Here is a 26153-nt window from a genome sequence, read left to right as displayed (position 1 = left end):
CTGTATTATAGGCACAGTACAGCAAAAAGGCTATGCTTCTCGCTGCTTTATTTTCACTGCTTAGTGTACTGTCGCTGTTAATTTAATCTGCCCATCTGCTTTTATTAATTCCATTTTTTCAATACTAACACCCATTTGCGCAATCTGAGTTAAAAAATTTGCCAAGATGGCATAGTTTTCATGCTGCCCTACGATTTGGTACTGCTCACCAACTTGTTGGCTGGCAACAGATAAACCTTGTTGCTGCGCCACACGCTGAATTTTGTCAGGGACAGTCAGGGATAAATCATCCGCAGGCTTCATGGTGACCACATTACTTTGCATCCAAACCACAAGGTCTTTGAGTTCATTTAAACGCTTTTGCTGATTTTCTGCTGCTCGGTGCATATACCACAGTGCTGAACCAATGATCGCTACAGTCACAAAAATGGTGGTAAAGATCACCATCACACGTTCACGTGCTGACATTTTATCAAGCTGATCGGAGATCTGATCTGCCCACGCATCAAACTTATTTTGAATATTCTCAAGTGCTTTCATTATTGTATTTTCACCAATCCTACGACTGAAGCGCCTTGTGTTTGTATAGTTCCCAGTTCTGCTTTAAAACCTTGTTGATTCAGTTGTTGTACGAGTGCTTGGAGTTTATCTGAGCTATTTGCCACCAAATCCATATTTAAAATTGCAGTATCGTAATTGACTTTATTTGCCACAATTTGATGTTGCATCAAAATCGGCCCAACTCGGCTTAACAATTGTAAGGCTTGGGTATTCGCACTTTGGCTTAAGCGTAAATTACTCTCAAACTGACTTTTGATATTTTGCTCAGTCACGCGGCTATTTTCACCAAACCATGACTTGTATTGATCAATCGCAATCACCGCAGTTTGGTCAGCAACTTTTCTTAACTTCACCCAACGCAAAGCATCATAGCTCAATTGTACTAAAATCAAAGCAACGCATAGCATTGCACAGGCTTTCCAATAACCTGAAACACCTCCACTTTCCTGTTTGGCTTTAGGCAAAACATTAAATGGATGATTTTTTGGTTTTTTCGGGGCAACAAACTGATAATTAAACTGTTCTAATTGATCAGAAGTTGCGATTGCAAAGACATTTTCTAATTGTTCAGCACTGAGCTGCGCATATTTATACTGTTGTTCTTTAGGTGCAAACTCTAAATATAAGCCCAAATCATCAACAGAATTTCCCATCCACTCATTTTCACGTACCAACAAACGTCCATTTAAGTTTGCAAGTACTGTCTGATTTTCAGTAGGTACAGGTAAAACCAGAAAATCTGGTAATAATGAAACGATTTTTATCGGCAATAATGACAATGAATGCTGCATGGTCGTCACAGCATGTTGATTAATTCCTAACACTGTCACTTGATCAGGCGCTTGAAAGTGCGAAAAAACTTTCATCTGATCAATCGGAACAATCACGTATTCTTCAAGTAAGTATTTTAAGCCGTCCTGACCAAGTTTTTTATACTGTTCTTTGCTTAACGCTTGTTGAAGAATTTGTACTTCACGACTCGGAAAATAAACAACCGCTTCTTCTGCTTGATTTGCTTTCAACTCTTGAATCAATTGCTCAAGAGTTGTCGCACTTTTCCATTCTTCACCACGTGACCATTGCCAAACCCCATCGGCTTCTGGCATCCATAAATACAACATCGATTGTGTTCTGCCGTGTAATTTGTTTTTAAAAGACTTTTATACTGTTGGAATAAAGGCTTTTTGTTGTGTAGATAATCCTTGTGCAATCACGCTTTGCTCATAAATACGAGCTTCTGCCAATGCATAAGGATGAAAATTTTCATTGGTTAATTGTTCCGCAATATGCGCAACGACATTCATATGACACACCACCACGATATTTTCAAAAGGTAATTGTGCAAGCCAGTCAATTGCTTGTTTTGCATCATCATCGGGTTTGATCTTATCACAAATTAACACATTCACATCGCTAAAATATTTCTGAATATGCGCCAATGTTTCTTGTGCACGTAATAACGGACTCACCACAAAGATATCAGGTTGCACCATGTCTTTTAAAAAGTCGGCTGTTTGCTCAGCTTGTGCGTGACCACGTGCAGTTAATGGACGTCTATGATCATTTCCATTGACTGGAGCTGCTGCTTCCCCATGGCGAACTAAAGTCAGTTGCATAAAATTTCCTTATTGCTTTGTGATGAATTATACCGATTCTATATGACAACACTATCTCAGTTTGGCATTTTTTAGACAGCATGATGCGGTAAAACGAACTCAACATCACTACGGTGTCCACTTTTCATTAAAGACACTGCAATATTCAAAGGCGGTGCTCCTTCAAAGATTACTTCATGTAATGCTGTAGTGATTGGCATATAAACATCTAATTCTTTTGCACGGGTATTGACCTGAACAATGGTATTGATCCCTTCTGCTGTTTGCCCTAAAGCTTTGGTGGCTTGTTCTAAGTTTTGACCTGAGCCTAAAGCAAATCCTACTTGATAATTACGACTGAGTGGACTATTACAAGTTGCAAATAGATCACCCACTCCCGATAAACCTAAGAAAGTTAAGGGATTTGCACCAAGTTTTACTGCAAAACGACTCATCTCTGCCAAAGCACGCGTCAAAATCATACTTTTGGTATTTTCACCCACCTTATAAGCAGCAGCCATTCCCATTGCCACAGCATAAATATTTTTCAACGCTCCACCCAGCTCAACGCCATGTACATCATCACTACCAAACACACGAAATAAAGCACTATGCAAAGCTTGTTGTACCGCATAACGTACCAGCTCTGAATCACTGGCAATCACTGTACCAGCGGGTTGTCCTGCCATAATTTCTTTGGCTAAGTTCGGCCCTGACAACACACCATACGGAACTTCAGGCAATTCATCACGGATAATATCGCTCATAAAACTAAAGGTCTTGGCTTCAATCCCTTTAGTCAAAGACACCACCGCTTGTGAGCTAATAAAAGGTTTAATTTGCTTTAAAACATCTCGGAATGAATGGCTTGGAATCGCCACTAAAATAATGTCACGATCTCGGACTGCTTTCTCAAGATTTGATTCAGCTCTTAATCCTTGCTCTAAAGGATAATCAGGTAAATAACGCTTATTGATATGTGTTTCATTCATTTCCTTCGCAACTGCTGCATCACGAATCCAAATCATGGTATCGCACCCATTTCGTGTCGCAGTATTTGCCATGGCAGTTCCAAAACTTCCTCCACCTAATACTGTGACACGTAATGCTGTTTTTTGATTCAATACGACAGGTTCAACCAAATCTGAAAATTTTAACTCTGACATTTTTGTTATCCTAATCTATTACTCATTCATACCAATATCATGGCTGATATTTTAATTTTAAAGTGCTTGCCAAATAGTGACGTACTGTTGTGTGCTTTGCTCCACACGTGGTGCAATTGCTTTGGCTGCAGTGCCGACATAAATAATGCCAGAAATTAAATCTTGTGAATTTAAACCTAATTTTTCTTTTAATAAAATCGACTCAACCACAGCACCACTACGCCACATGCTCGCAAAACCTTGCGCTTGTAAAGAAAGCAATAGGTTTTGAATCGCTGCACCAGTACTTAAAACTTGTTCAAATTTCGGTACCTTAGGATGCTCAACGAATTTCGTCACTGCCAGAATTAGTAATGGCGCACGAAATGGATGCTGTTTGACACGCTCTACTTGTGCTGGATCAATTTCACCTAAATCTTGTGCAGCTTGTGCGAGTAACTCACCAAATGCCATACGCTGTTCACCCGCTACCATAATAAATCGTGTTGGCTTTAAACGATGATGATCAGGTGCTGTTAATGCAGCTTGAAATGCTTGCTCTAATTGTTCCCTGCTCGGCGCAGGTTCAACCAAATGCCCAACTGACTGACGTTGATGAATATTCTGATGCACAATTTGAAGATTTGAATCTATCATTGACCGTGTTCTATAAAAAACTTTTCCCACAAGATTAGCATAAACTTTTAAAAAAGCGTGTTATTTGCTGTATTTACCCAGTACAAATTCTCTTATTTCACAGGATTACTATATAAGGCAGCATTTTTAATACATATTTGGACATTTTTATCTGCATTCCTATGCTGCAATAACATGATATTTCAATTTAATATTTTATTTAGGGCGAACTTATGAAAAAAACTCTTGTAATCGCATCTATGTTGTCTAGTGCTTTTTTATTTACTGCATGTAGCTCAAATCCAACACAAACTCAGGCTATTCAAAAACCTAATAACCAATATGAAGTTACAGGCTTAGGTAAAAGCCAAGTAATTTCTAAAAATAATGCCATTAGCGCTGCCAACAATGCTTGCGGTAAAAAAGCTGCACCCATTTTAGTCGATGAAAAAGTTGAATTTAATGGTGCTTTAAAAGGTGTCTTTGATGAAGAAACAGGAAAAATGATTACGGCTGCGGCAGGTGTATTAGGCTCTGTGATTGGTAAAGGCGGAATTGAAAAAGATACAGACTATCAAACCACGTTGACCTTTACTTGTCAGCCGAGAGCTTAATTGAGTAAAATACTGAGATAAATTAATCCCATAAGCTTTATAGAGCTTATGGGATTTTATAATGTATGTCGTGTCAGTTTAATACACTTTTACGCTAAAAATAATGCACAAAACCCAAACTAGTTTTATTCCAATCTAAAGTATCTTGTTGCTGATATTGCCAATTCAAACGTACAGAATTCTGTGAATCAATGGCAAAGTTTAGTCCTGTATTTACCCGCAAATTCCATTGATGGCTATCTTCCCAGTACGGTAACTCAACTTGTACGAGACTATTTATGCGATCAGTCCAAATATTTTGACAACCTAGCGTTGGACCAATCCCGATACGCCAACCTTTATCCAAAGATTTCCCTGCTTGTACATGATTTTGTACTTGTGCATAACATAAATGTTTACGATCTATATCAGCACTGCTATAACCAAATTGTGTTTTAAGATTGATTACACCATGTTGTTCATCTTCATCGAACTTTCCATGATGAATGGCTTCTTGTTGCCAACCAAAATTAAAACCCCAAGTTAAAGGCATTTTAAAAGGTGTAATGGGGTTATAAGAGTTGACAGATAGAAAATCAAAATGCGCTAACTTTAACTCATCATCTCGATATTGAAGTGCAGCATCCCAAAAATTAAGCTGAGTCCCTGTACGATAACCACCTTGAGGATCAAGTAAGTCATGATATGCCTGACGTAATCCTAACTCAGCAAACTTTTCCCCTTGTACTTCGCCTAGATTGATAGAGAAATTTTTTGCATGATGCCCTTGGGAGGGATCATATTTAGGTCGAGTAACATCTTGACGCTGCTTTGGTTGATCCATTTGACTACGTAAACTTAGAATTTGACGCAACTTAGGTTGTGCTATTTTCGCATCAATTTTCTTTGAAATAAGAACTAAATATAGATCATCGTACGCCATTTCCAAGATTTTGGCTTGATCTTGACGACTATATTGCTCAAGCAGTTTTGGCATCTCAGCAACATCGACTAAAGTCAGTTGATGTGCAGTCTTTGCCAAGTGTGTACCGTGTTGTCGTGCTTGTGCCAAAAGCTGTGTTTCTAAAGCAGGACGATACTGTACATCCCGTATGAGTTGTTGATCTTTTACTGTTTTTAAGGTTTCTACAGGTATTGCACTGACCTTATAGTGGTCTTGTAAGTTTAGTTGAGGTCGAACGATATCGATTAAACCCAACAAACGATAGGCACAATTATCACTGATAAAATAATAGGGAAATTTTACATTTTTCATTTCCCAAATATGCTGTACTAAAAATTGTGTTTCATCGGGTGTCAAAGCCAGTTCATACTCCCATAAATCACGACTTTCAAAATCACCGTATTCTTTCACTTTACGGTAGTAGGGCATCAAAGAATATTCGCCATCATATTGCCCTGTTAAACCTTTCCATGCATATGACCAACCTTCATTGCCTACGACTGTCGCCGCATAATTCAGCGCATAAGAAACGAGATTTAGTTGTTTTTGATCTTTTGGATCTAGGCGCAATAAGGTATGCCCAAACATAGAACTTGGATTTCCCATAAAATCAGTAGCATAAATCAAGGTAGCTTTATAAGGTTTGATCTGTCCAATCCACTCATTTAATTCAGGACATTCTGCTGGTGCTAATTCATTTTTAGCAATATTTAGTTGTTGTATTAACCACTGGCTACGAGCAGGAAAGCGACATTGAACCGACTGATTGGGAGTTGTCGTTTGAAATAATGCTGCTATGTTGGCTTTTAGCTCTTGATTTAAATCATGTTGCCCATTTTGAGCTAAGAAAAAACCTGCGTAACGTACCTCACTTTGCCCTTTTTCATTTGCATATAATAAACGTTGCCAAGCTATTTCTTTGCTTAATTGTTTTTCTTGTGCAAGTGTTTGATATTTTTCAAGCAAAGGATTTTCAATCGAAGTTGCATAAGCAACTGAAGTTAAACTAAGGGTTAACAAAACCGCAAATATTTTCATGCAACATTTTTCTAATTAAAAGATATTAAAAATAAAAACCCCATCATTTGACAGGGCTTTTTAAATCACTTAGACGTAAGCTTTAAGCACTTCATCTTGCGCCATCACTGATTGTAATGATGCTAAAACTTGTGTAGATGAAGCATTTTCAGCTGAATAAATTTTAGAGAAATTCTGTTTTGAAACAGCGAAGAAACGTGCTTTGTCTTCAGATTTAATATTTAATAATTCTGCTAAAACATTCAGACTTTCACCTTCACCTACAGACATATCACGTGCCAGTGATTCTGCATTTTCATTGGTAAATGTTACAGCTTGTGCAGTCACAGCACCTGTACCACTACATCCCAAAGTACCAAAAGTAATACCAAATAACTGGTTAGCAAATAAACCATTGGTTGTTGCTGCTAAAATTTTAGGGATTTTACCTGATTGACCTTCCCAAACTTGAGAACCAATACCACAACCAACATCGCTGTCAGCAAATGCTGAAATTGATCCTGTTGCCAATACGGCTGCTAAAGCGATTTTTTTTAACATAGTTTTCTCCAATATTTTAATGTTTTCCCTTTTCTTTGGGATTTGTGTAATTTTTATTACACCGTACTAAGATTTACCACAGTTCTAATAAATCTCAAATCAAAATATGACATTTTAATTAATTATTTCTCTAACTGTTTTAATGTCCAATCCCCTGTCACTGTTCTATTTCCCAAAATCTTTAAAACCAAAACCAAACTGAGCAATAACAATAAATACCAAGAACCTAATTTGCCCCAGCCGACCATATGCCATGCATCGACCTGACTCGGATATAACCAAATTTTATAAAACGTACTGATATTTTCTGCAATCCAAATAATAAATGCCAATAAAATAAGAATCGGTAACATCGGTAATTGGAATTGATGTTGTTGTAATCGAAAGCGAATTTTTGTTTTCCAGAAAATAACAACACTCCAAGCAAATAAAATATTGCGAATATCTGGCACAAAAAATTTGCTCATAAAATTGATATAAGACAATACTGCTAAACACAGCATATTGGCAAAATGAGGTAAATTTGTAAACGAAACTTGGTACAGTCTAAGTGAACGCGCAAAAAAACTTCCTACTGCCGAATACATAAATCCAGCAAATAAAGGTACCGTCATAATTTTAAAAACAGCAGGCTGTGGATACTGCCAAGAAGCGATTTGAGGATGGGTGAGGAAAATCTCCATAACCATTGCCATGAGATGAAACAGTGCAATCACTTTGGCTTCTGCCCAAGACTCAAGCTTGAGATAAAGCAAACATACTTGAATCAGTAGTGCATAAATCAATAAATAATCATAGCGAAACAAACCATAATATTCATGGCTGCCCATTTTTGCTGTCAAAGCAAAAGCGATTAGCAATAAAATACCAAATAAGGCAGCCGATGCTGCCTTAAAGGTAAATTCTATACTTGATTTTAAATACCGCATGTGTCGAATAACTTAGCCCAAATATTTTGCACTATATTCATGCACAGTATCGATAAAGATTTTTGGTTGCGCTGGATCAACCCATTGGGTAATACCATGACCTAAGTTAGCAACATAACCTGTTTTTTCACCGTTGGCATAAGCATCATCTAACATGGCTTTAGTGGCTTTTTCAATACTTGCTGCTGAACCATACAAAGTTGCTGGATCTAAATTCCCTTGTAATGCAACTCGTCCATTGACTGTTTGGCGAGCAACATTGAGTGGTGTTGTCCAATCCAAACCTAAAGCATCTGCGCCCGTTGCAAGCATAGGTTCTAACCATTGCCCGCCCCCTTTGGTAAATAAAATTACTGGAATCTTACGTCCGTCTTTTTCACGCTGTAAGCCTGACACGATTTTCTGCATATAATTGAGTGAAAACTCAATATATTCACGATGTGCAAGCGCCCCGCCCCAACTGTCAAAAATTTGAATCGCTTGTGCACCAGCATCAATTTGTGCATTTAAATACTCAGTGACCGCATCAGCTAAACGCTCTAATAATGCATGTAAAACTTCAGGTTGGGCATACATCATATGCTTAGTAAAACGAAAATCTTTACTTGAACCACCTTCAACCATATAAGTAGCTAACGTCCATGGGCTACCCGAAAAGCCGATCAAGGGAACTTGTCCACCTAAAGCAGAACGAATAGTTGACACTGCATTCATGACATAATCTAAGTCAGATTTGGCATTAAACTTGGGAAGATTTGCTACATCTTGTTCAGTACGAATAGTTTTATGAAATTTAGGCCCTTCACCTGTTTCAAAATACAGACCTAAACCCAACGCATCAGGAATCGTTAAAATATCAGAAAATAAAATTGCAGCGTCTAAATCATAACGACGCAAAGGCTGTAAAGTCACTTCACAAGCAAATTCAGTATTTTTACATAAAGAAAGAAAATCACCTGCTTTACCACGTGTTTCACGATACTCTGGTAGATAACGACCTGCTTGGCGCATCATCCAGACAGGGGTAGTATCAACAGGTTCACGTAGCAAGGCCCGTAGAAAACGATCATTTTTGAGGGTCGTCATTTACTTTCCTATTTTTAAATTAAATAATCTGACTCATCATAGCAAAAATCTTTCAAATATAAGCATTTCTTATCAAGTTTTTAATTTTTTAAAATACTTGATTTTTCATTTTTTTATAGTGGTCATTTTATTGCATAAAAAATATGATTTACACAAAACAAATACTGCATCTCCATTTATTTTCTGTAATACTTGTTTCGTTTTATAAATCAGTATGAATAATTCTTAAGGTTGAATTACATGTTCGTTCGCTCAATTCTTGCTTTGAGTTTAAGTTGTATTTTCACTGGAACAGCATTTGCTGCGCCTACAACTGCTGAGCAACCACTTAGCCCTCAAAAAGTTACCTCAGCAACTGTTGAAGATCCGATTGATCCTTTAGCTGTTGAGTCTTCTGCTGCATCTACAGTCAACTCGGCAGCTGCAAGTGAAGCTCAAATTTCACAACAAGAACTTAATGATTTAAATCAAGCTGCTGACACGCTGCAAAATTTAGAAAAAACAGAAGACAAAACTGCTGATATTGCTTCTGCACCAAGTACAACAGAAGCTCCAGCAACGACAGAAACAAAGACAACACCTTCTTCAAGTAATGCAAATGCAGCAAAAGCATCATGGACTTTAGATGGTTTAAATAATGCCGAATGGTATGAAAATATCGGTAAAGGTCAATTCCCTGTTTATGCACGTGCCCATGTCATGTTGAATAACTCGCATGCATCGCCTGGTGCAATTGACGGTACCAGTGGAATGAATACCTTGAAAGCTATTTCATCATTTCAACAAATGAATGGCTTAAAACCTACAGGCGAGCTTACCAAAGAAACTTGGGATGCTTTGGTTGCAAAACAAGGCGGTAAACCTGCTTTTGTTGAATACACCATCACGGATGCAGATTTAAAAGGCCCATATGCCGACTCTATCCCTCGTGATTATGCCTTACAAGCCAAAATGAAAGGCTTGTATTACACGCGTACCACAGAAATGTTAGGTGAAAAATTCCATATGGATGAAGATTTCTTGAAGAAACTTAATCCAAAAGCAACCTTTAAAAAAGCAGGTGAAAAAATCATTGTGACCAATATTCGCAATGAATTACCTGAAAATATTCACTTAATTGTAGCGCACAAAGGTGCAAAACAGTTGTATCTGTTTAACTCACAAAATCAAATGGTAGGCTCATTCCCTGCCACAATCGGTAGCTCAGATACCCCTTCTCCAACAGGGACATATAAAGTTACTGGCGTAGCACCAAATCCTTGGTATAGCTATTCTCCAAGTAACTTTGTACAAGGCAACAACCGCAAACCTTTGTCTTTACCACCAGGTCCAAATGGTCCTGTAGGTAATATTTGGATTGGTTTGAGTAAAAAATCATTTGGTATTCACGGTACACCAAACCCTTCTGCAATTTCTAAAACTGCTTCACATGGTTGTATTCGTTTAACGAACTGGGATGCCAACGACTTAGGTAAAAAAGTTAAGTCTGGTGTGACTGTTAAATTCTTAGAATAATCAATATTATTTTGAATCAGTACTAAACCAGTGTTCGCACTGGTTTTTTATTGTGCACAGTTTTGAGCTGAATGTTTATCAAGAGATTTTCAACACGAGATCATTCCAAAAATACAACAATACGTTGCTTTATTTATATTTCATCTGTCATGAACAAAGCTTATGATGCTTTCAAGTTAAAAATAAAAATTTGGAGCATCTCAATGAATACTTTTTTACACCGCAGTGAAGATCGTGGTCATGTCAATATTGGCTGGTTAGACAGCAAACATAGTTTTTCGTTTGGTAGTTGGTATAACCCTAAATATATGGGCGTAGGTGCTTTGCGTGTAATCAATGATGACAACATTGCTGCACACCAAGGCTTTGACACACATGCGCATGACAATATGGAAATTTTAACGTGTGTTTTAGAAGGTACTATTTCGCATAAAGACAGTATGGGCAATGAACGCCATATTAGCGCTGGTGAATGGCAACTTATGAGTGCGGGTACAGGCGTTAAACATAGTGAAATGAACAATGGCGATGTTCCTGTACATATGTTACAAATTTGGATTATTCCAAATGAACGTGATGCTCACCCCAATTATCAACAAATCGAACGTGATCCTAAAAAGTCACCTAATGAGTGGCAATTAATTGTTGGTCCAAATGAAAATGCGCCGATGCATATTCGTCAAAATGCTGAAGTGAAAGCTGCTTATTTGGAAAAAGGACATACACTTGAGGTTAAAGCAACGCAAAAATTTAACTATGTTCATGTGATTGAAGGTGAAGTTGAGGTTGCAGATCAAGTACTTAAAGCAGGCGATGCTTATTTATTTGATGAAGATGCAAACATCCGTGCCAATGAAAATAGCCAATTTATTTGGTTTGACCTAAACAACTAAACTTAAGTCATCAGAAAAGACCTTTGCTTTTGCAGAGGTCTTTTTATGGGTATCAAGAAAAATTAAGATCACACTAAAACTATTATTATCATTTAATTCATATAGTTTTATATGATTTGGATATTACTTCAATCTGCTTATATTCAAACTGTCTTACGATATAGCCAAACACAATCTAAATTAGACAAGTCTTTAGATTATTTCATTACAAATAAGTCTAATCAAATATTTAAGCAAAAGAAAACCGAGAAAATTTCTTAACTCGGTTTCAGCAAAATACAATAAATAGCTAAATTACTGCCTCAAGGCTTTTGTACCTGACCATACTGGTCTGCCATCACTTCAACCAATTGATCCAACTTGATATATTTTTTAATTACAGCATCAATATCAGCTTTGCTTAACTTGGCAAACTCTTGATCTCGTTGCGCACGATCCATAAGTGTTTTTTGATTTTGCATTTGTGGTACAAGCATCCGATGAATAATACGATCATCTTCAAGTGAAGTGACACGTTTTTTCATAATGCGTGCTTTGGCTGCTTCCACTTCTTGCTCTGTCACACCTGTATTTAAAAGCTCAGTAAATACTTGATGAATCACCTGTGACACTTGTGCAGATTTACCTGCTGTATAATTTGCTTCGACTTTAATCGCGCCTGAATCGACCAAATCATCTAACTGTAATTGACTTCCAAAACCATAAACTAAAGCATTTTTTTCACGTAATTCTTTACCTAAACGTGAAGAAAGTTGAGAATCACCTAAAATATTATCCAGTACAATTAAAGCAGGTGCGTCTTGATGATAAGCACCAACAGGAATAGTTAAAATACTTTGATAATTACCAAACTCACGTTGTTCAGAAAGTGCATGTACCTTTTGTGCTTTGTATTGATCAAAATCAGCACTTAAACGCACATATTTTTCTTTACTTTTCCAGTTGCCAAGCTGTTGGTTTAAGACATTTTGAATATGTTTGGCATCATATTTTCCTGTAATTGCAATTTGCGCATGTTCTGTTGTAAAGAATTTTTGATATAAGTCTTTAACTTGCTGATTAGTCATCGCCTTGATTTGTTTCTTAGCAAGCTCAGGCTCATAGTGATAACGCAAATCACCCGGTTTATAAGTTTCCAATAAACGAGAAATCGTGAGTGCAGCAACTGTTTCAGGCTCGGTATAAGGTCGATCTAAAGTCGCTAAGCTTTGTAATTTGATCAAATCAAACTGGGATTGTTCAAATTTTGGATTTTTCATTACATCGACAATATAAGCAAAAAAATCATCAAACTTTTCACTTTTTGCTGAAATTTGAATTTCAATCCCATTATCCGCAGAAGAAGCCGTTGCCAAACCACCAGATTCAATAGATTTATCTGCAATATCTTGCAAGCTATATTTATCTGAAGCTCTTAATAATAAATAAGAAGTAAATTCAATAACTTCATCTTTATTGAACAAGGACTCTGCTGTACCAAAGCCAATATTTATCGTAGCATAAGTTTTATCATCACGCGTTGAGGTTGGAAATAACGCGTATTGCATGCCATTTTTTAACTTGCCACGCTGAATTTTTTGTTCAGTTTGCTTTAATAAATTTTCTGAACTTTTCACATATTCAGCAACTTCATTTTTATACTCATCTGCTGACTTTAAAGGTTCTTCTACAACTGCTTGCTGATCCAAAGTCTTCGCAGTTTCACTACTTTGCTTTTGCTCTAAAGCTTTCTTTTGCTCTTCAGGTGTAGGTTTAATATCCCCACTAAAACGATGCCGTGCAGTTAAAAACTCTTGCAAAGTTTTATTGGTTTGTTCGACAGTGAGCGCTTGAATGGCTTTTTGATCTTTAAAATATTGCGTCCAATCACCCTGTGAAGACACTACATAATCACTCAGCATTGCACCCACAGACGTTGCGCTGGTCAATAGATTATCTTGTGCATTTTTCATGAGATTTTTAACACGTTTTAATTCAACCTCATTAAAACTAGGATTTTTCTCGACTTCAGATACCAAAGACTGAGCAATACGTTTCTCATCATGTTTTGGTGAGTAAATTGCCCCCATAAACACCAAGTTAAAATCTTCATCTAACCATGTGCTCGATTGCACATTCGTTGCAATTCCAGTTTCCACCATGTTGGAATATAGATGACCACTCGGTTGTAAAGTATATAAATAAGGTGCAAGTGCTAATACTGGCTGAATGGCTTCATTTTTACCATTCATATAAATATTAAACTTTGCTAAATCACTGCCCTTTTTCACGAGAAATTGGCGATTTTTAACTTTTGCAGAATCTAAAAGTGGAACTTGCGCTTGCTGTGGTAACTGACGTGCAGGAATCGGGCTAAAGTTTTTATCAATTTGTTTTAATACTTCAGCTTTATCAAACTTTCCTGAAATCACCATGACAGCGTTGTTGGGTGCATACCAATCTTTATAAAATTTATTTAACTCATTCATTTTAATCGATTGTAATTCGGATAAATCACCAATCGGTAAACGTCCTAATGACTGATTGCCATAAGCTGCCTTCCACATTTGATCCATAAGTACAGCGAAAGGCTGATCCATGCGTACTTCACGCTCACGCATGACAATGTTAATTTCCGAAGGCACATATTTTTCTTGTAGGACAAGTTTGTCCATACGCTCAGCTTCTAAGTAAATAATTTCATTGAGTGCTGCAGTTTCAGGACGGACAATATTGGTATATTTTGTAGAATAATAATCCGTACTGGCATTGGTCATCAAAGTATAGCGATCTAGACGGCGTTGAAATTCTTCGCCTTTAACATTTTCTGTGCCTTTAAACGCCAAGTGTTCAAGCAAATGTGCCAAACCACCTTTGCCTTGTGGATCATTCAAAGAGCCTGTGAAATATACTGTATTTACAAATACTTTACTTTCTTTATCATTGGGCGCAAGTAACACTCGAAAGCCATTATCAAGTTTATATTCTTCAATATCATGTTCAGCTTTAACTAAAACCGTTTGTGCAAAACCTGTCGCACTGATTCCCAATAAACAAAGTGATAAAGTGAGTTTTTTCAGCCGCATTAACATAGAGATTCCACAACTTTTTAAGAAATTTTAAAAACTTATACGTTGCTTATCTTAAGAAAGGCTGAAACAAATAAACAGTAATTTTTTGAAAAAATAGCCGTTTTTTTAAACGGCTTCTGTTTTATTCTTGATACATTTGCGCTAAAGATTAGTTAAATGTCGAGTTCTGCCTGCATATATAGCTTGGCATAACCTGAAATTTCGATACGATTTTCATCTAAAATGTTGCAATATAATTGACCACCACGCTTTGAGGCTTGATACGCAATTAGTTGATTTTTCCCTAATTTATCCGCCCATAAAGGTGCTAAACCTGTATGCATAGAACCTGTTACGGGGTCTTCATCAATGCCTTTATGCGGTGCAAAGTAACGCGCAACATAGTCATATTGATCAGAAGTTGCAGTAATAGTGACATCAAGTTGATCTTCATGTGCGGTAATGGCAGTACTGACCTGATAGCTTGCTGCTAACTTTTGTATAGCAACTAAATCTGGCACAGCATCAATTACAGCTTGCGCTGATTCCAAGACTAAAATAAATGCCTGTGCATTTTGATAAACCGCTTTAAAAGGTTGATCAATCACGTGATTCAGTAATTCAGGATAGTCAATTAAAGGTTGTGCTGCACGAATCGGAAAATTCATTTTGATTTTGCCGTCTTCGGCTTGTTCAATGATAAAAATTCCTAAATTTTTAACATGAAAATGAATAGTTTTTGCAGCAGTAAAATCTTTAAAAAGTACAAATGCAGACGCTAAAGTCGCATGTCCACAAAAATCGACTTCTAGGACAGGGGTAAACCATCGAATTTCATAATGAGTGTCATCGATTATTTTAACAAAAGCTGTTTCTGCTAGATTATTTTCCTGAGCAATATTCTGCATCAAGGACTCATCGAGCCATTCATCTAAAACCAGTACAGCCGCTGGATTTCCTTTAAATAAGCTTTGCGTAAAAGCATCTACTTGGTACATTTTCATAGCATATCTCCATTTCTTTTATTATTTTAAGCAATGTTGAAAATGATGACAGATATAATTTTATTTTTTAAATAGATACAGTTTAAATGTTCATTGGCTATAATTTTCTTGTTATTTTTAATCCCCTTTTCATGTAAAAACCAAGTTGTTTCGACCCAAAATATTTATTAAATAAATAATGATTATGACTTGCCAAGTGCGCACAAGATATTTAGTGTAAGTTTAAATCTTAACCAAAAGATAAAAAAACAGCATGGATGACACTCACATTAGTAAAATTAAATTGAGCCTTTTCTTGTGCTTAAGCACATGTCTTGGAATCGGCTTATTACGCTTTTCTTATACCGCACTTTTACCATCGACTCGTGAGAGTTATGAATGGTCAGCAAATTTTGCCAGTATCTTAGGGAGTGCCAATTTACTCGGTTATTTAATCGGGGCTTTTGTAGCAATGAAATTACCGCAAAACCAAAGCATGGCAAAGTATTTACTCTATGCGGCTTTTGCAGGAACAGTTAGTTTATTAAGTTGTGCATTTTCCGACTTTCCAAACCTTTGGTATGTTTTTTGGCGCACCATCTCAGGAATTAGTGGTGGCTTGCTCATGATTCTTGCACCAAGTGTGGTTGTACAATGCTGTGCTGCACAAGATCGCTTAAACATCAATTTTATTGGCTTTAGTGGTATTGGAATTGGTGTCTTATTGGCAACGTTATTTATGCCATTTTTAGACCGAATTGCGACCCAAACGGCATGGCTGATTTTATTTGCATTCGCATTTTTAATTAGTTTGATTCTTTTGTATTTACTCAATATTTTCAAAAGCCATTTAAGTAATATCCAAGCTCCAACTCAACAAGCAAACAACATAGACGCTATGTATTTTTGTTTGTTGATTGTCTATTCTTGTAGTGCATTTGCTTATGTACCGCATTCTTTATTCTGGATTGATTACTTAAAAAACACCTTGCATTTAGACCTATATCATATCAATTTTAATTGGATTTTATATGGTACAGGTAGTGCATTGGGTGCAGTGACCGCATATCTATGTGCAAGAAAATTTGGGCATTTTACGGCATTAAAAATCTTATACAGTGCTTATGTGATAGCTATTATCATCGCTGTTTTAAATATTCATCCTATTTTTACGTATGGATCCTCATTTTTTACAGGTCTGCTCAATCCTGCAGTTGTGTTTTTAACCTCTTATACCATCATGCATTTATATGGCATTGCGTATAAAAAATTATGGAGTATCGCTACCTTATGTTTTGCATTAACACAATTGGTCGGTGGTTTGTGTTTCAGCGCTTTACAACATTTTGGGGTGTCTTATCATCAACAGTTTATTTTAGCTTCAGTGGTTTTATTGTTGGGAACAGTGCAGTTTTTTGTTTATAGTATGCGAATGTCTACTCAGAACCATTAATAGCATTTAGCTCTTAAAGTTATAATAAAACCCATAGCGAGCTATGGGTTTTATTTAATTGAAATATGGTCAGTCACCCATATGTTCTATGATCGCTTGACCAAACTCAGAACAACGTAACAATTTGGCATTTTCCATTAAACGCTCAAAATCATAAGTCACGGTTTTCGCTGCAATCGCACCTGAAATGCCTTTAATAATCAAATCAGCCGCTTCGATCCATCCCATATCTCGCAGCATCATTTCCGCAGATAGAATAATCGAGCCAGGATTGACTTTGTCTTGACCTGCATATTTAGGCGCTGTGCCATGCGTTGCTTCATACACCGCAATTGCGCCACCAATATTCGCGCCAGGTGCAATCCCGATACCGCCAACTTCCGCAGCTAAGGCATCGGAAACATAGTCACCATTTAGATTTAAAGTGGCAATCACTGAATAATCCGCAGGACGCATTAAAATTTGCTGTAAGAAAGCGTCGGCAATCACATCTTTAATAATAATATCTTTACCAGTTTTTGGATTTTTAATTTTGACCCAAGGACCACCGTCGAGTAACTCACCGCCAAAACGATCAAGCGCAAGTTCATAGCCCCATTCTTTAAAAGCACCTTCGGTATATTTCATGATATTACCTTTGTGTACTAGGGTTACACTTGGCTTATCATTATCAATGGCGAATTGGATGGCTTTACGCACTAAACGCTCAGTTCCTTCTTTTGAAACAGGTTTGATCCCGATACCACAATTGTCTTCAAAACGAATTTTGGTAACACCCATTTCTTCTTTTAAAAATTTAATGACTTTTTTCGCTTCAGGAGAATCAGCTTTCCACTCGATACCTGCATAAATATCTTCTGAGTTTTCACGGAAAATCACCATATCTGTGAGTTCAGGATGTTTTACAGGAGAAGGAACGCCTTCAAACCAACGTACAGGACGCACACAAACATATAAATCTAATTCTTGGCGCAGGGCAACATTCAGTGAACGGATTCCACCACCAACAGGCGTGGTTAGAGGGCCTTTGATAGAAACAACATATTCACGTAATGCTTCAAATGTTTCTTCTGGCATATAGGTGCCATAGATTTTATTGGCTTTTTCACCGCAATAGACTTCCATCCATTCTATACAACGCTTGCCACCATAAGCTTTTTGTACTGCGGCATTGACCACTGCTTGCATGGTCGGGGTGATATCCACACCGATACCATCACCTTCAATAAAAGGAATAATCGGATGATTTGGAACATTTAAGGATAAATCTGCGTTAACCGTAATTTTACTTCCATCTACAGGTACTACGATTTTTTGATAACCCATGATTTAGGTTCTCCCTTTTTATAATTGGCGATTTTTAAAAATAATTGCCGAGAAACGATACTTTCTATCTTTCTTCACGCATAATAGATTAATTGAATTCCAGTGTTTTTTGAGATTTATATGAGGAATAACAACATTTCTCTATTAAATAAAACACATTGTTTTTAGAATTTATCTGAATCAAAGAAGCATTTTTATGAAAATCGTCATCTTGAACAAACCCTACGGTGTTCTCTCCCAATTCCGTAAAGACGAAGCACATATGACGATGTCGGACTTCGTAGATGATCCAACTTTACGTTTGGCTGGTCGTTTGGACATGGACTCTGAAGGTTTGGTCTTTCTGACTGATCACGGCGGTCTAAACCAATATATCACCAACCCTGCCAATAAAAAGTTTAAAACTTATTTGGTTCAGGTTGATGGTGATGTCACTGAAGAAGCTTTAGAGCAACTTCGTAAAGGTATTGAACTTAAAGATGGTATGACTTTAGCTGCAAAAGCTGAAAAAGTTGAGCAACCTGCGTGGTTGTGGGAACGTGATCCGCCTGTCCGTTTCCGTGCCAATATTCCTACATCTTGGATTGAAATTTCAATTTGTGAAGGTCGTAATCGCCAAGTGCGTCGTATGACTTCAGCCGTTGGTTTTCCAACTTTACGTTTAATTCGCACTAAAATCGGTGCAATTAATTTGGTACAAATGGATTTAAAGTCTGGTGAAACCAAAGAAATCGAACCATTGCTATATCCAGACTTCCAAAATGTTCCTGCGGAAGAACCCTATCGTTCTCGTTCTTATGTAAAAAAACCAGGTGGCACAGGCGGTAAGCCAATGGTACGTAAAAATAAAGATGGTTCTGTTAAAAAATCAGGTACCAAGCGTATTTGGCAAATGGAAGAGCATGAAAAACCAAAACGCAGAACCAATGGAACAACTCGCCCAAATACCAAAACCCCACGTGGTCGTGGACGTAATGGACGTTAAGTTTTAGCTGTTAGATGAAGCTCACAAATGTGGGCTTTTTTCTTAGACAAATAACTATTTTTTAACGTCTTTCTGTTTGTAATTTTAATGTTTGTCATTTCAGATAGATAGATCAAAAAACGCATTATTTTATCTTTTAAGATTTATAAATAAGTTCATAGGCTTAGCCTTTTGAATTTCAACTTTATCACTTGGTTAACTTTTTCTCACAAAACACCTAACAATCTTGATTGAAACACCCTACGCAAATTGATTAAAACTAAAACAATAAACAGTACATTGTTTTTTATACATATTCATGAAATAGAGCTTTTAGTGATTTCACTCTATTTCTGTTGTTGTCTTAAGCCACCGATTAAAACCAATTACATGCAAGAGGAGTAAGACATTCATGCTATGGCTCAGCCTTGTTATCGCAATTCTTTTACAAATTATAAGTTTATGGACAGTTTTCTTTTTTGCCTTCCCTCGTACGCTAGGCGCAGTGACTGTCATTTTCATGGGTATCGCAACTGCATTTTTAAACCCGTGGTCGCTGATACTTGGTGTGCCATTGATCTTGATCAGTTTGATTGTGCTGATTTCACCACTACGCATGGCTTTGATCTCCAAACCAGCCTATAAAATCTTGGCAAATGCCATGCCGAGCATGAGTACTACTGAACGTGAAGCACTAGATGCAGGTACCAGTTGGTGGGAAAAAGAGTTATTTATGGGGGCGCCTGATTGGAAAAAATTGAATGATTACCCCTATCCAACCTTGTCCACAGAAGAACAATCTTTTTTAGACAATGAAGTAGAACAATTGTGTGAAATGTTAGATGAATGGGAAATTCATCAACAGCAAGATTTATCTGCTGAAGCGTGGCATTTTATCCAAGACAACGGTTTCTTTGGTTTGATCATTCCAAAATCTTACGGTGGACGTGAATTTACGCCTTTTGCACAAAGTCGCATCATGAGCAAGATTGCTTCAAAATCTTTAACTGCTGCAGTGACCTGTATGGTTCCAAACTCACTTGGGCCGGGTGAATTATTATTAAATTATGGAACAGATGAACAAAAAGACCGTTACCTTCCAGGTTTAGCCGCAGGTACTGAAATTCCATGTTTTGGCTTAACCAGTCCTGAAGCAGGTTCAGATGCGGGGGCGATTCCAGATACAGGTATCGTTTGTTATGGGGAGTTTGAAGGTCAGCAAGTGCTTGGCTTGAGAATGAACTTCTCTAAACGTTGGATTACCTTAGCGCCTGTTGCCACTGTGATTGGTTTGGCATTTAAACTTTATGATCCTGAAAGATTATTGGGTGATGAAAATAAAACAGAATATGGCATTACGTGTGCCTTAATTCCTGCATCGCATGAAGGTGTACATGTTGGCCCACGTCACCATCCTGGTGGTTCACCATTTATGAATGGTACCGTGGAAGGAAAAGATGTGTTTATTCCTATCGACTGGATCATTGGTGGGCCTAAAAATGCTGGTAAAGGCTGGCGTATGCTGATGGAATGTTTAGGTGTAGGACGTGGCATTTCACTGCCTGCCCTGTCTACAGCAGCAGGTGAAATGAGTTATTTGTCTGTTGGCGCTTTTGCCAAAGTCCGCCAACAATTTAAACTCTCTGTGGGTAAATTCGAAGGCGTACAAGAAGTCATGAGTGACATGGCGAGTGACACGTATATGCTTGAGGCATTTCGTTATTTGGTCACCTGCGGTTTAAATCAAGGTGGTAAACCCGCTGTCATGACAGCAATGGCAAAATATTATGCCACTGAAAGTATGCGTAAAATTGTGAATCATGGCATGGATGTGGTCGGTGGTCGCGCCATCCAACAAGGACCTCGTAATTTCCTTGCCAATATGTATCAGGCGATTCCTATTTCGATCACGGTGGAAGGTGCAAATATTCTCAGTCGCTCCTTGATGATTTTTGGTCAAGGTTCAATGCGTTGTCATCCTTATCTATTTGAAGAATTACAACTGTTGCAAGCAGAAGATAAAAATGCAGCCTTAAAAACTTTTAATGAAATGTTGTATCAACATTTAGGTTATACCTTTAATCGTGCCGCACGTTCATTTACCTATGGTTATATTGGCGCATCAAGTGCAGCACCTGATTCTGCTGATGAGTTTACCCGACCTTATTATAAAATTTTAAATCGTTTCAGTGCCAATTTTGCCCTCACAGCAGACATGTGTCTAGGCTTGTTGGCAGGTGATATTAAACGAAAAGAAATGCTGTCAGGTCGTTTGGCAGATATTCATGCACAAATGTTTATCAGCACTGCAATTTTAAAATTTTATGAGCAAAGTAGCCGTTCTGAACAAGAACAATTGCATGCAAAACTGGCATTAAATAAAGCCTTTTTTGCAGCACAAGAAGCATTCTTTGGCTTATTTGATAATTTTCCAAAAGCTTTCCCAGCAAAATTAGTGAAATGGATGTGCTTCCCTTTTGGTCGCCCAATTCAAGCTGTAAGCGACCAACTCAAACAAGCTGTAGCAACACAAATGCTTGAGGAAAATCCTTTCCGAAATGTGCTTAAACAGCATGTGCATTATTCACTTGATCCAAATACGGCATTTGGACGCATGGAAATCACTTTCCAAATGTTATTGGGCATCGAAGAGCTTTGGGATAAGTTCAAAAAAGCAGAATCCAAAGGACAATTTACAGGTTTAAGTTTTGAGGAACACATTCAAAATGCACTTGAAACAGGATTTATCAATGCCGAACAAGCTGAAAAATTAACAACTTATAATGCGATGCGTTATGACAGTATGCTCACTGACATTTTCGATGAGTCCTTACAAGAAGTTTTAGCTTTGGAAAATCCGCATATTGCGCCAGCGATCACTGCACAAGAAAATCAAGTGGATGAAAATATTGCATTAACTTAATAAAATTTTTAATCGTCCTGAAAAGTGATTCTACGGAGTCACTTTTTTATTGCAGGCTTAGACGTTTCGACTATGGCATTCTCACTAAAAAGCTTTAGGCTAATAAGTATATTTTTAAAATTTTAGGATAAAATCATGTCACAACAAGACTATGAAAATGGTTTAAAAGTTCGTACTGAAGTCATGGGCGAAAGTTTTGTAAAACGCGCACAAGACAATACTGTTCCATTTACCCAACCCTTACAAGACTGGATCAATGAACATGCTTGGGGCTCAACTTGGCAACGTGAAGGCGTATTACCTCGCAAATATCGCTCTCTAATTACCATTGCACTTTTAACTGCACAAAAAAGTCCAACTGAGTTAAAAGGTCATGTTCGTGGCGCTTTAAACAATGGTGCAACTGTTGAAGAAATTCAAGAAGTTTTACTTCATAGCTTGCCGTATTGTGGCGCACCAGCAACTCAAGAAGCATTTCGTGCTGCACTCGAAGTCATTAATGAATATCAAAAAACAGAATAAATCACCTTAATAAGGCTGATAAAGTTTCAGCCTTATTTTTAAAATATTTAAATAATTTGTGCTAAGTTTTTCAGTGTTTTTATGGGATTATGTCTAAGCTATACCACAACTAAAATATGATTAAATATAATTTGTAATAGTGTGATGATTTTTAATATAACACTTTTTCACTTTTATTTTACGTTACAATGAGCAACCGATCTTCGGATAGGTTTCTTTTTAGTTCAGCTCTTGGAATCATTATGTCTAAACGTGTTTCAATCCCAACTACCCTTGCAAATCGTGCGCTTGCAGGAAATGCGGAAGCACAATTTGAACTTGCTGAGCTTTATATGCAAAGCGAACATGAGGATGACATTGAACTTGCTGAAGAATGGGCATTAAAAGCGGCTGAGAATGGTCATGTAGAAGCAATGTATTGGCTGGGTGAAGGCTATACCGTATATGCTAAAGAATTACGTGAAGAAGAACCTGATGAAGCCAAGTCACATTTTGAGTTGGCATATTATTGGTTAAGCAAAGCCAATATTTTAAAACATCCTGCTGCTACTTTAGAGTTGGCAGGTTATTTTCGCCGTGGCGATGTGATCGAAAAAGATGTTGAAAAATCCATTAAACTCGTCAAACAAGCGGCTGAATGGGGTGATGCTCAAGCGATGCGTGATTTAGCATGTATTTATGAGCATGGTTTGGGTGTGGATATTGATGAAGAAAAAGCCGATTTTTGGCATGAAAAATCGCAAGAAAATCAAGAACAAGACTAAAATTGTTCGTATCAGCATCACTTTTCACACCATCATCCACAAATCATCTTAGATTAACCTAATGATATTCTACAATTTTGTTGTAAATACACGAGTAAGAATACATTAGGTTTATTTATGGTTTAACTATTTTTGAAATTAAGCTGACCAACTCGCCATTTTGCACTTCAAGTTTTTTAACTCGTACTGTAGTTTGTTCTAATAACTCATTTTGACCATGCACATTATTAGCCAAATCATGCATGAGTTTTAAAGTCTTGGCCAAATGATCTTCATGATGGATCAAGCGTTTTTCTTGGTCAGCCAATAATTTTTCAGTTTGAATGGCTTGCTTTTTCAAAGTGATGAGTTGCCACAACAAAATCACAATTGCCAAGTATGCTAATCCTAAGCTGATTAAAATAATACTCATAACGCCCCCTTAAGTTTTATTGTATTTATTTTCAAAATGATGATCAGTGCTTTATTTAAAAACAAAAAGATTCACACAAATCAAGTAAGCGATTTGCATAACCCCATTCATTATCATACCAAGCAAATACTTTGGCTTGATGCCCCACCACCATCGTCTGGGTCAAGTCGACCACCAACGAATAAGGTGAATGATTAAAATCACTTGAAACTAAAAGTTCATCTGTCACAGCCATAATTTCTGCATAATCATATTTTGCAGCAGCGGTTAATTTTTGATTGATCCGTTCCACAGTCACATCAGCAGGTGTTGTAAAACTCAGATCAATCGCAGCGACATTAATCGTGGGTACACGGATCGAATAACCATCAATACGATTTTCCATTTTCGGCATGACTTGTTTTAAAGCACCCAAAGCCGAAGACGTTGTCGGAATAATATTTTGTCCCGAAGCACGTGCACGACGTAAATCACGATGTGCCCTATCTAATACAGACTGATCTGCTGTGACGGCATGGATTTCAGTCATCAAAGCGGTATCTATCCCAAATTCATCATCTAAAATTTTAACCAAAGGAACAAGTGCTTGCGTGGTACAGGACACACTGGAAATAATTTGATCGGTCTTTTTTACATCATGATGATTTACACCATACACGATTGCCGCATCTACGGTATCAAAAGGTGCAGCACCAATGATTACCCGTTTCGCCCCTGCCTGAATATGTCGGGTTGCTGCTTCTCGTGAACGAAATAAACCCGTACACTCTAAAACCACATCTACATTTAAAGCGTGCCACGGTAAATTTTCAGGCTGAGCTTGTTGTAAAATCTGCACTCTAAGTTTGGTTTGGCGTGCATCTATACACAGATAAACATGACCATTTTCTTGTTCAACATTCACCGCACCATCAAAACGCCCATGTGTCGAGTCGTATTTAAAAAGATGCACTAAGGTTTCAACATCTGCAACATCATTAATCGCAACAATTTCAAAATGAAAAGGTTTTGGATTTTCAAACCAAGCTCTTAAAACATTACGCCCGATTCGACCAAATCCATTAATTGCCACACGTTGCATCATTAATCCTTAAAATTGAAACAAGGGGTTTCATGCTTATGTTATCGGATTTCTTGGCTTTTATGGAGGATATCTAGCAAAATTAAGTAGAAATATTATATTCAACGTAGCTGCTTATACTTTATGAAAAATAAATGAATGTGCTTAGTCTATAAGGTGAGGGATTATATTTAAGGCACTGAAGCCAAACATATTGTCCAGATTCAGTGTTAAGCATTTAACTTGGTTTGATTTATTTAAGTATAATGAATTACTCAATAATCAAACTTAGTTAATTTTAAATTCTTTAATTTCTTGGAAATTTCCAGGTACTAATTCAACAGAACCTTCATTTAAATTATCCATATTGGTTTTAAAATGAATAGCCACACCATTTGGATCAACTAATCGAATTCCGCTGCCTGAAACAGCTCTTTTAAGTTTATAAACTTTACCTGAGTTATCTTTCATTTCAGCCGTTTCAAAATCATCAGCTGTTTTTAGCTGAATTTTTAAACCTTGTTGACCTGCAAAATTGATCACTTTAACTGCGTTTTGTTGGTTAGCTTGAGCGCTTTGTTGAGGGGTTGCTGAACTATGATTTGAAGTCGTTTCACAACCAACAAGCGCTACAGTGACGATCGCTAAACCAAGTAAGTATTTCATAATAAACCTTCTTTTTAAAAATGAAGTGAGGATAAAACAACGTTTATATCATCTAATTTGAGCATTTGACTTCAAACTGATAATCATCTTGAGTGACTTTAATTTTGATCTTTTTGTAGGTTCTTTTATTCGGATTAATCGCAGAACATACAATTTCATCAGCAAACTTAGGATGATTCATCAATTCACTATATGCCTTAAAGCCTAATAAAATTTTTTCAGGCTTTTTATGCGATGCAACTAATTCCTGTAAGGTGCGATCTAATTTGTCTACATCGACTGTGGGCATACTTATGTACTCAAATTGAGCTGATATTGAAATGTTATAACATTATAAAATATTTTTATACAATGTTTTTGTAGTTTTAGTTTAAGAAATAGAAAGCTATGTTTATTTTTTATAAAATCGAATGCTTTTCAAACAATTTAAAATAAAGTGAAAAAGCTTTTTTGTTACTAAACTCCTTGTTTTTGACGCTACATTTTTAAAAGAAATAAGATCCAATTGATGATTTAAATTAATTCAAACATAAAT

General features: G+C 37.0%; 24 protein-coding genes. 8 read left to right on the top strand and 16 right to left on the bottom strand.

Annotated elements, in window-relative coordinates:
• Window positions 1–60: 60 nt before the first annotated feature.
• The 5 genes from gspM to HUS24_RS01835 all read right to left on the bottom strand — a co-directional run bounded on the left by gspM (window position 61) and on the right by HUS24_RS01835 (window position 3958).
• Entirely contained in the window at window positions 61–540 is a 480-nt protein-coding gene (gene gspM / locus HUS24_RS01855) for a type II secretion system protein GspM (protein ID WP_173910360.1), read from the bottom strand.
• Window positions 540–1682 (bottom strand): type II secretion system protein GspL, encoded by a 1143-nt coding sequence (gene gspL / locus HUS24_RS01850; protein ID WP_173910359.1) that lies wholly within the window; start codon window positions 1680–1682, stop codon window positions 540–542. Before gspL ends, gspM begins: the two co-directional genes overlap by 1 nt.
• Before the next feature lie 39 nt (window positions 1683–1721).
• Window positions 1722–2177 (bottom strand): phosphohistidine phosphatase SixA, encoded by a 456-nt coding sequence (sixA, locus tag HUS24_RS01845; RefSeq protein WP_173910358.1) that lies wholly within the window; start codon window positions 2175–2177, stop codon window positions 1722–1724.
• 71 nt (window positions 2178–2248) lie between these two features.
• Complete coding sequence (locus HUS24_RS01840; RefSeq protein ID WP_173910357.1) at window positions 2249–3322, bottom strand: NAD(P)H-dependent glycerol-3-phosphate dehydrogenase; 1074 nt, start codon at window positions 3320–3322, stop codon at window positions 2249–2251.
• Between the two features lie 57 nt (window positions 3323–3379).
• Window positions 3380–3958, bottom strand: coding sequence for a nitroreductase (locus HUS24_RS01835; RefSeq protein WP_173910356.1), 579 nt, complete (start codon window positions 3956–3958; stop codon window positions 3380–3382).
• Between the two features lie 212 nt (window positions 3959–4170).
• Between HUS24_RS01835 and HUS24_RS01830 the strand changes: the two genes are divergently transcribed.
• Window positions 4171–4551 (top strand): hypothetical protein, encoded by a 381-nt coding sequence (locus HUS24_RS01830; protein WP_173910355.1) that lies wholly within the window; start codon window positions 4171–4173, stop codon window positions 4549–4551.
• A gap of 94 nt (window positions 4552–4645) precedes the next feature.
• Here HUS24_RS01830 and HUS24_RS01825 read toward each other — a convergent pair whose 3' ends face one another.
• From HUS24_RS01825 to hemE, 4 genes are all read right to left on the bottom strand, one after another.
• A complete protein-coding gene (locus HUS24_RS01825) occupies window positions 4646–6532 on the bottom strand; it encodes a DUF4105 domain-containing protein (RefSeq protein ID WP_173910354.1) in 1887 nt (628 codons plus the stop codon).
• Window positions 6533–6601: 69 nt separating this feature from the next.
• Window positions 6602–7072, bottom strand: coding sequence for a DUF3015 family protein (locus HUS24_RS01820; protein ID WP_173910353.1), 471 nt, complete (start codon window positions 7070–7072; stop codon window positions 6602–6604).
• 122 nt (window positions 7073–7194) lie between these two features.
• The gene (locus tag HUS24_RS01815) at window positions 7195–8001 is read right to left on the bottom strand and encodes a DUF817 domain-containing protein (protein ID WP_173910352.1); all 807 of its coding nucleotides are present in this window, start codon (window positions 7999–8001) and stop codon (window positions 7195–7197) included.
• A 12-nt stretch (window positions 8002–8013) separates the two neighbouring features.
• On the bottom strand, window positions 8014–9087 hold the full coding sequence (hemE, locus tag HUS24_RS01810) for a uroporphyrinogen decarboxylase (protein ID WP_173910351.1): 1074 nt from the start codon (window positions 9085–9087) through the stop codon (window positions 8014–8016).
• Window positions 9088–9327: 240 nt separating this feature from the next.
• Between hemE and HUS24_RS01805 the strand changes: the two genes are divergently transcribed.
• A complete protein-coding gene (locus HUS24_RS01805) occupies window positions 9328–10602 on the top strand; it encodes a L,D-transpeptidase (protein ID WP_173910350.1) in 1275 nt (424 codons plus the stop codon).
• A 203-nt stretch (window positions 10603–10805) separates the two neighbouring features.
• Window positions 10806–11495 (top strand): pirin family protein, encoded by a 690-nt coding sequence (locus tag HUS24_RS01800; protein ID WP_173910349.1) that lies wholly within the window; start codon window positions 10806–10808, stop codon window positions 11493–11495.
• 302 nt (window positions 11496–11797) lie between these two features.
• Here HUS24_RS01800 and HUS24_RS01795 read toward each other — a convergent pair whose 3' ends face one another.
• Both HUS24_RS01795 and HUS24_RS01790 read right to left on the bottom strand, forming a co-directional pair.
• A complete protein-coding gene (locus HUS24_RS01795; protein ID WP_173910348.1) occupies window positions 11798–14566 on the bottom strand; it encodes a pitrilysin family protein in 2769 nt (922 codons plus the stop codon).
• 152 nt (window positions 14567–14718) lie between these two features.
• Window positions 14719–15549, bottom strand: a complete 831-nt coding sequence (locus tag HUS24_RS01790; RefSeq protein ID WP_173910347.1) for a PhzF family phenazine biosynthesis protein — start codon at window positions 15547–15549, stop codon at window positions 14719–14721.
• Between the two features lie 253 nt (window positions 15550–15802).
• Between HUS24_RS01790 and HUS24_RS01785 the strand changes: the two genes are divergently transcribed.
• Window positions 15803–16981: a YbfB/YjiJ family MFS transporter gene (locus tag HUS24_RS01785; protein ID WP_173910346.1), complete on the top strand. Its 1179-nt coding sequence runs from the start codon at window positions 15803–15805 to the stop codon at window positions 16979–16981.
• A gap of 69 nt (window positions 16982–17050) precedes the next feature.
• Here the strand turns inward: HUS24_RS01785 and icd are convergent, their stop codons facing one another.
• On the bottom strand, window positions 17051–18307 hold the full coding sequence (gene icd, locus HUS24_RS01780; RefSeq protein ID WP_173910345.1) for an NADP-dependent isocitrate dehydrogenase: 1257 nt from the start codon (window positions 18305–18307) through the stop codon (window positions 17051–17053).
• A 196-nt stretch (window positions 18308–18503) separates the two neighbouring features.
• Here icd and HUS24_RS01775 point away from each other — a divergent pair, with 196 nt between their 5' ends.
• From HUS24_RS01775 to HUS24_RS01760, 4 genes are all read left to right on the top strand, one after another.
• Window positions 18504–19292, top strand: coding sequence for an rRNA large subunit pseudouridine synthase E (locus tag HUS24_RS01775; RefSeq protein ID WP_173910344.1), 789 nt, complete (start codon window positions 18504–18506; stop codon window positions 19290–19292).
• A 391-nt stretch (window positions 19293–19683) separates the two neighbouring features.
• Window positions 19684–22194 (top strand): acyl-CoA dehydrogenase, encoded by a 2511-nt coding sequence (locus HUS24_RS01770; RefSeq protein WP_173910343.1) that lies wholly within the window; start codon window positions 19684–19686, stop codon window positions 22192–22194.
• 135 nt (window positions 22195–22329) lie between these two features.
• Entirely contained in the window at window positions 22330–22716 is a 387-nt protein-coding gene (locus tag HUS24_RS01765; protein WP_173910342.1) for a carboxymuconolactone decarboxylase family protein, read from the top strand.
• A 242-nt stretch (window positions 22717–22958) separates the two neighbouring features.
• Window positions 22959–23480 carry a tetratricopeptide repeat protein gene (locus HUS24_RS01760; protein WP_173910341.1) on the top strand — a complete coding sequence of 174 codons (522 nt, stop codon included), beginning with the start codon at window positions 22959–22961 and terminating at the stop codon, window positions 23478–23480.
• A 115-nt stretch (window positions 23481–23595) separates the two neighbouring features.
• Here HUS24_RS01760 and HUS24_RS01755 read toward each other — a convergent pair whose 3' ends face one another.
• The 4 genes from HUS24_RS01755 to HUS24_RS01740 form a co-directional block, all read right to left on the bottom strand.
• On the bottom strand, window positions 23596–23892 hold the full coding sequence (locus HUS24_RS01755) for a hypothetical protein (RefSeq protein ID WP_173910340.1): 297 nt from the start codon (window positions 23890–23892) through the stop codon (window positions 23596–23598).
• Between the two features lie 55 nt (window positions 23893–23947).
• A complete protein-coding gene (gene gap, locus HUS24_RS01750; protein WP_173910339.1) occupies window positions 23948–24973 on the bottom strand; it encodes a type I glyceraldehyde-3-phosphate dehydrogenase in 1026 nt (341 codons plus the stop codon).
• Window positions 24974–25240: 267 nt separating this feature from the next.
• On the bottom strand, window positions 25241–25618 hold the full coding sequence (locus HUS24_RS01745; RefSeq protein ID WP_173910338.1) for a hypothetical protein: 378 nt from the start codon (window positions 25616–25618) through the stop codon (window positions 25241–25243).
• Window positions 25619–25670: 52 nt separating this feature from the next.
• On the bottom strand, window positions 25671–25907 hold the full coding sequence (locus HUS24_RS01740; protein ID WP_173910337.1) for a hypothetical protein: 237 nt from the start codon (window positions 25905–25907) through the stop codon (window positions 25671–25673).
• Between the last annotated feature and the right edge of the window lie 246 nt (window positions 25908–26153).

Origin of the sequence: Acinetobacter sp. Marseille-Q1618 (assembly GCF_902809855.1) — a bacterium.
Taxonomy (GTDB): domain Bacteria; phylum Pseudomonadota; class Gammaproteobacteria; order Pseudomonadales; family Moraxellaceae; genus Acinetobacter.
This window is presented reverse-complemented; position numbering and strand designations above follow the sequence as displayed.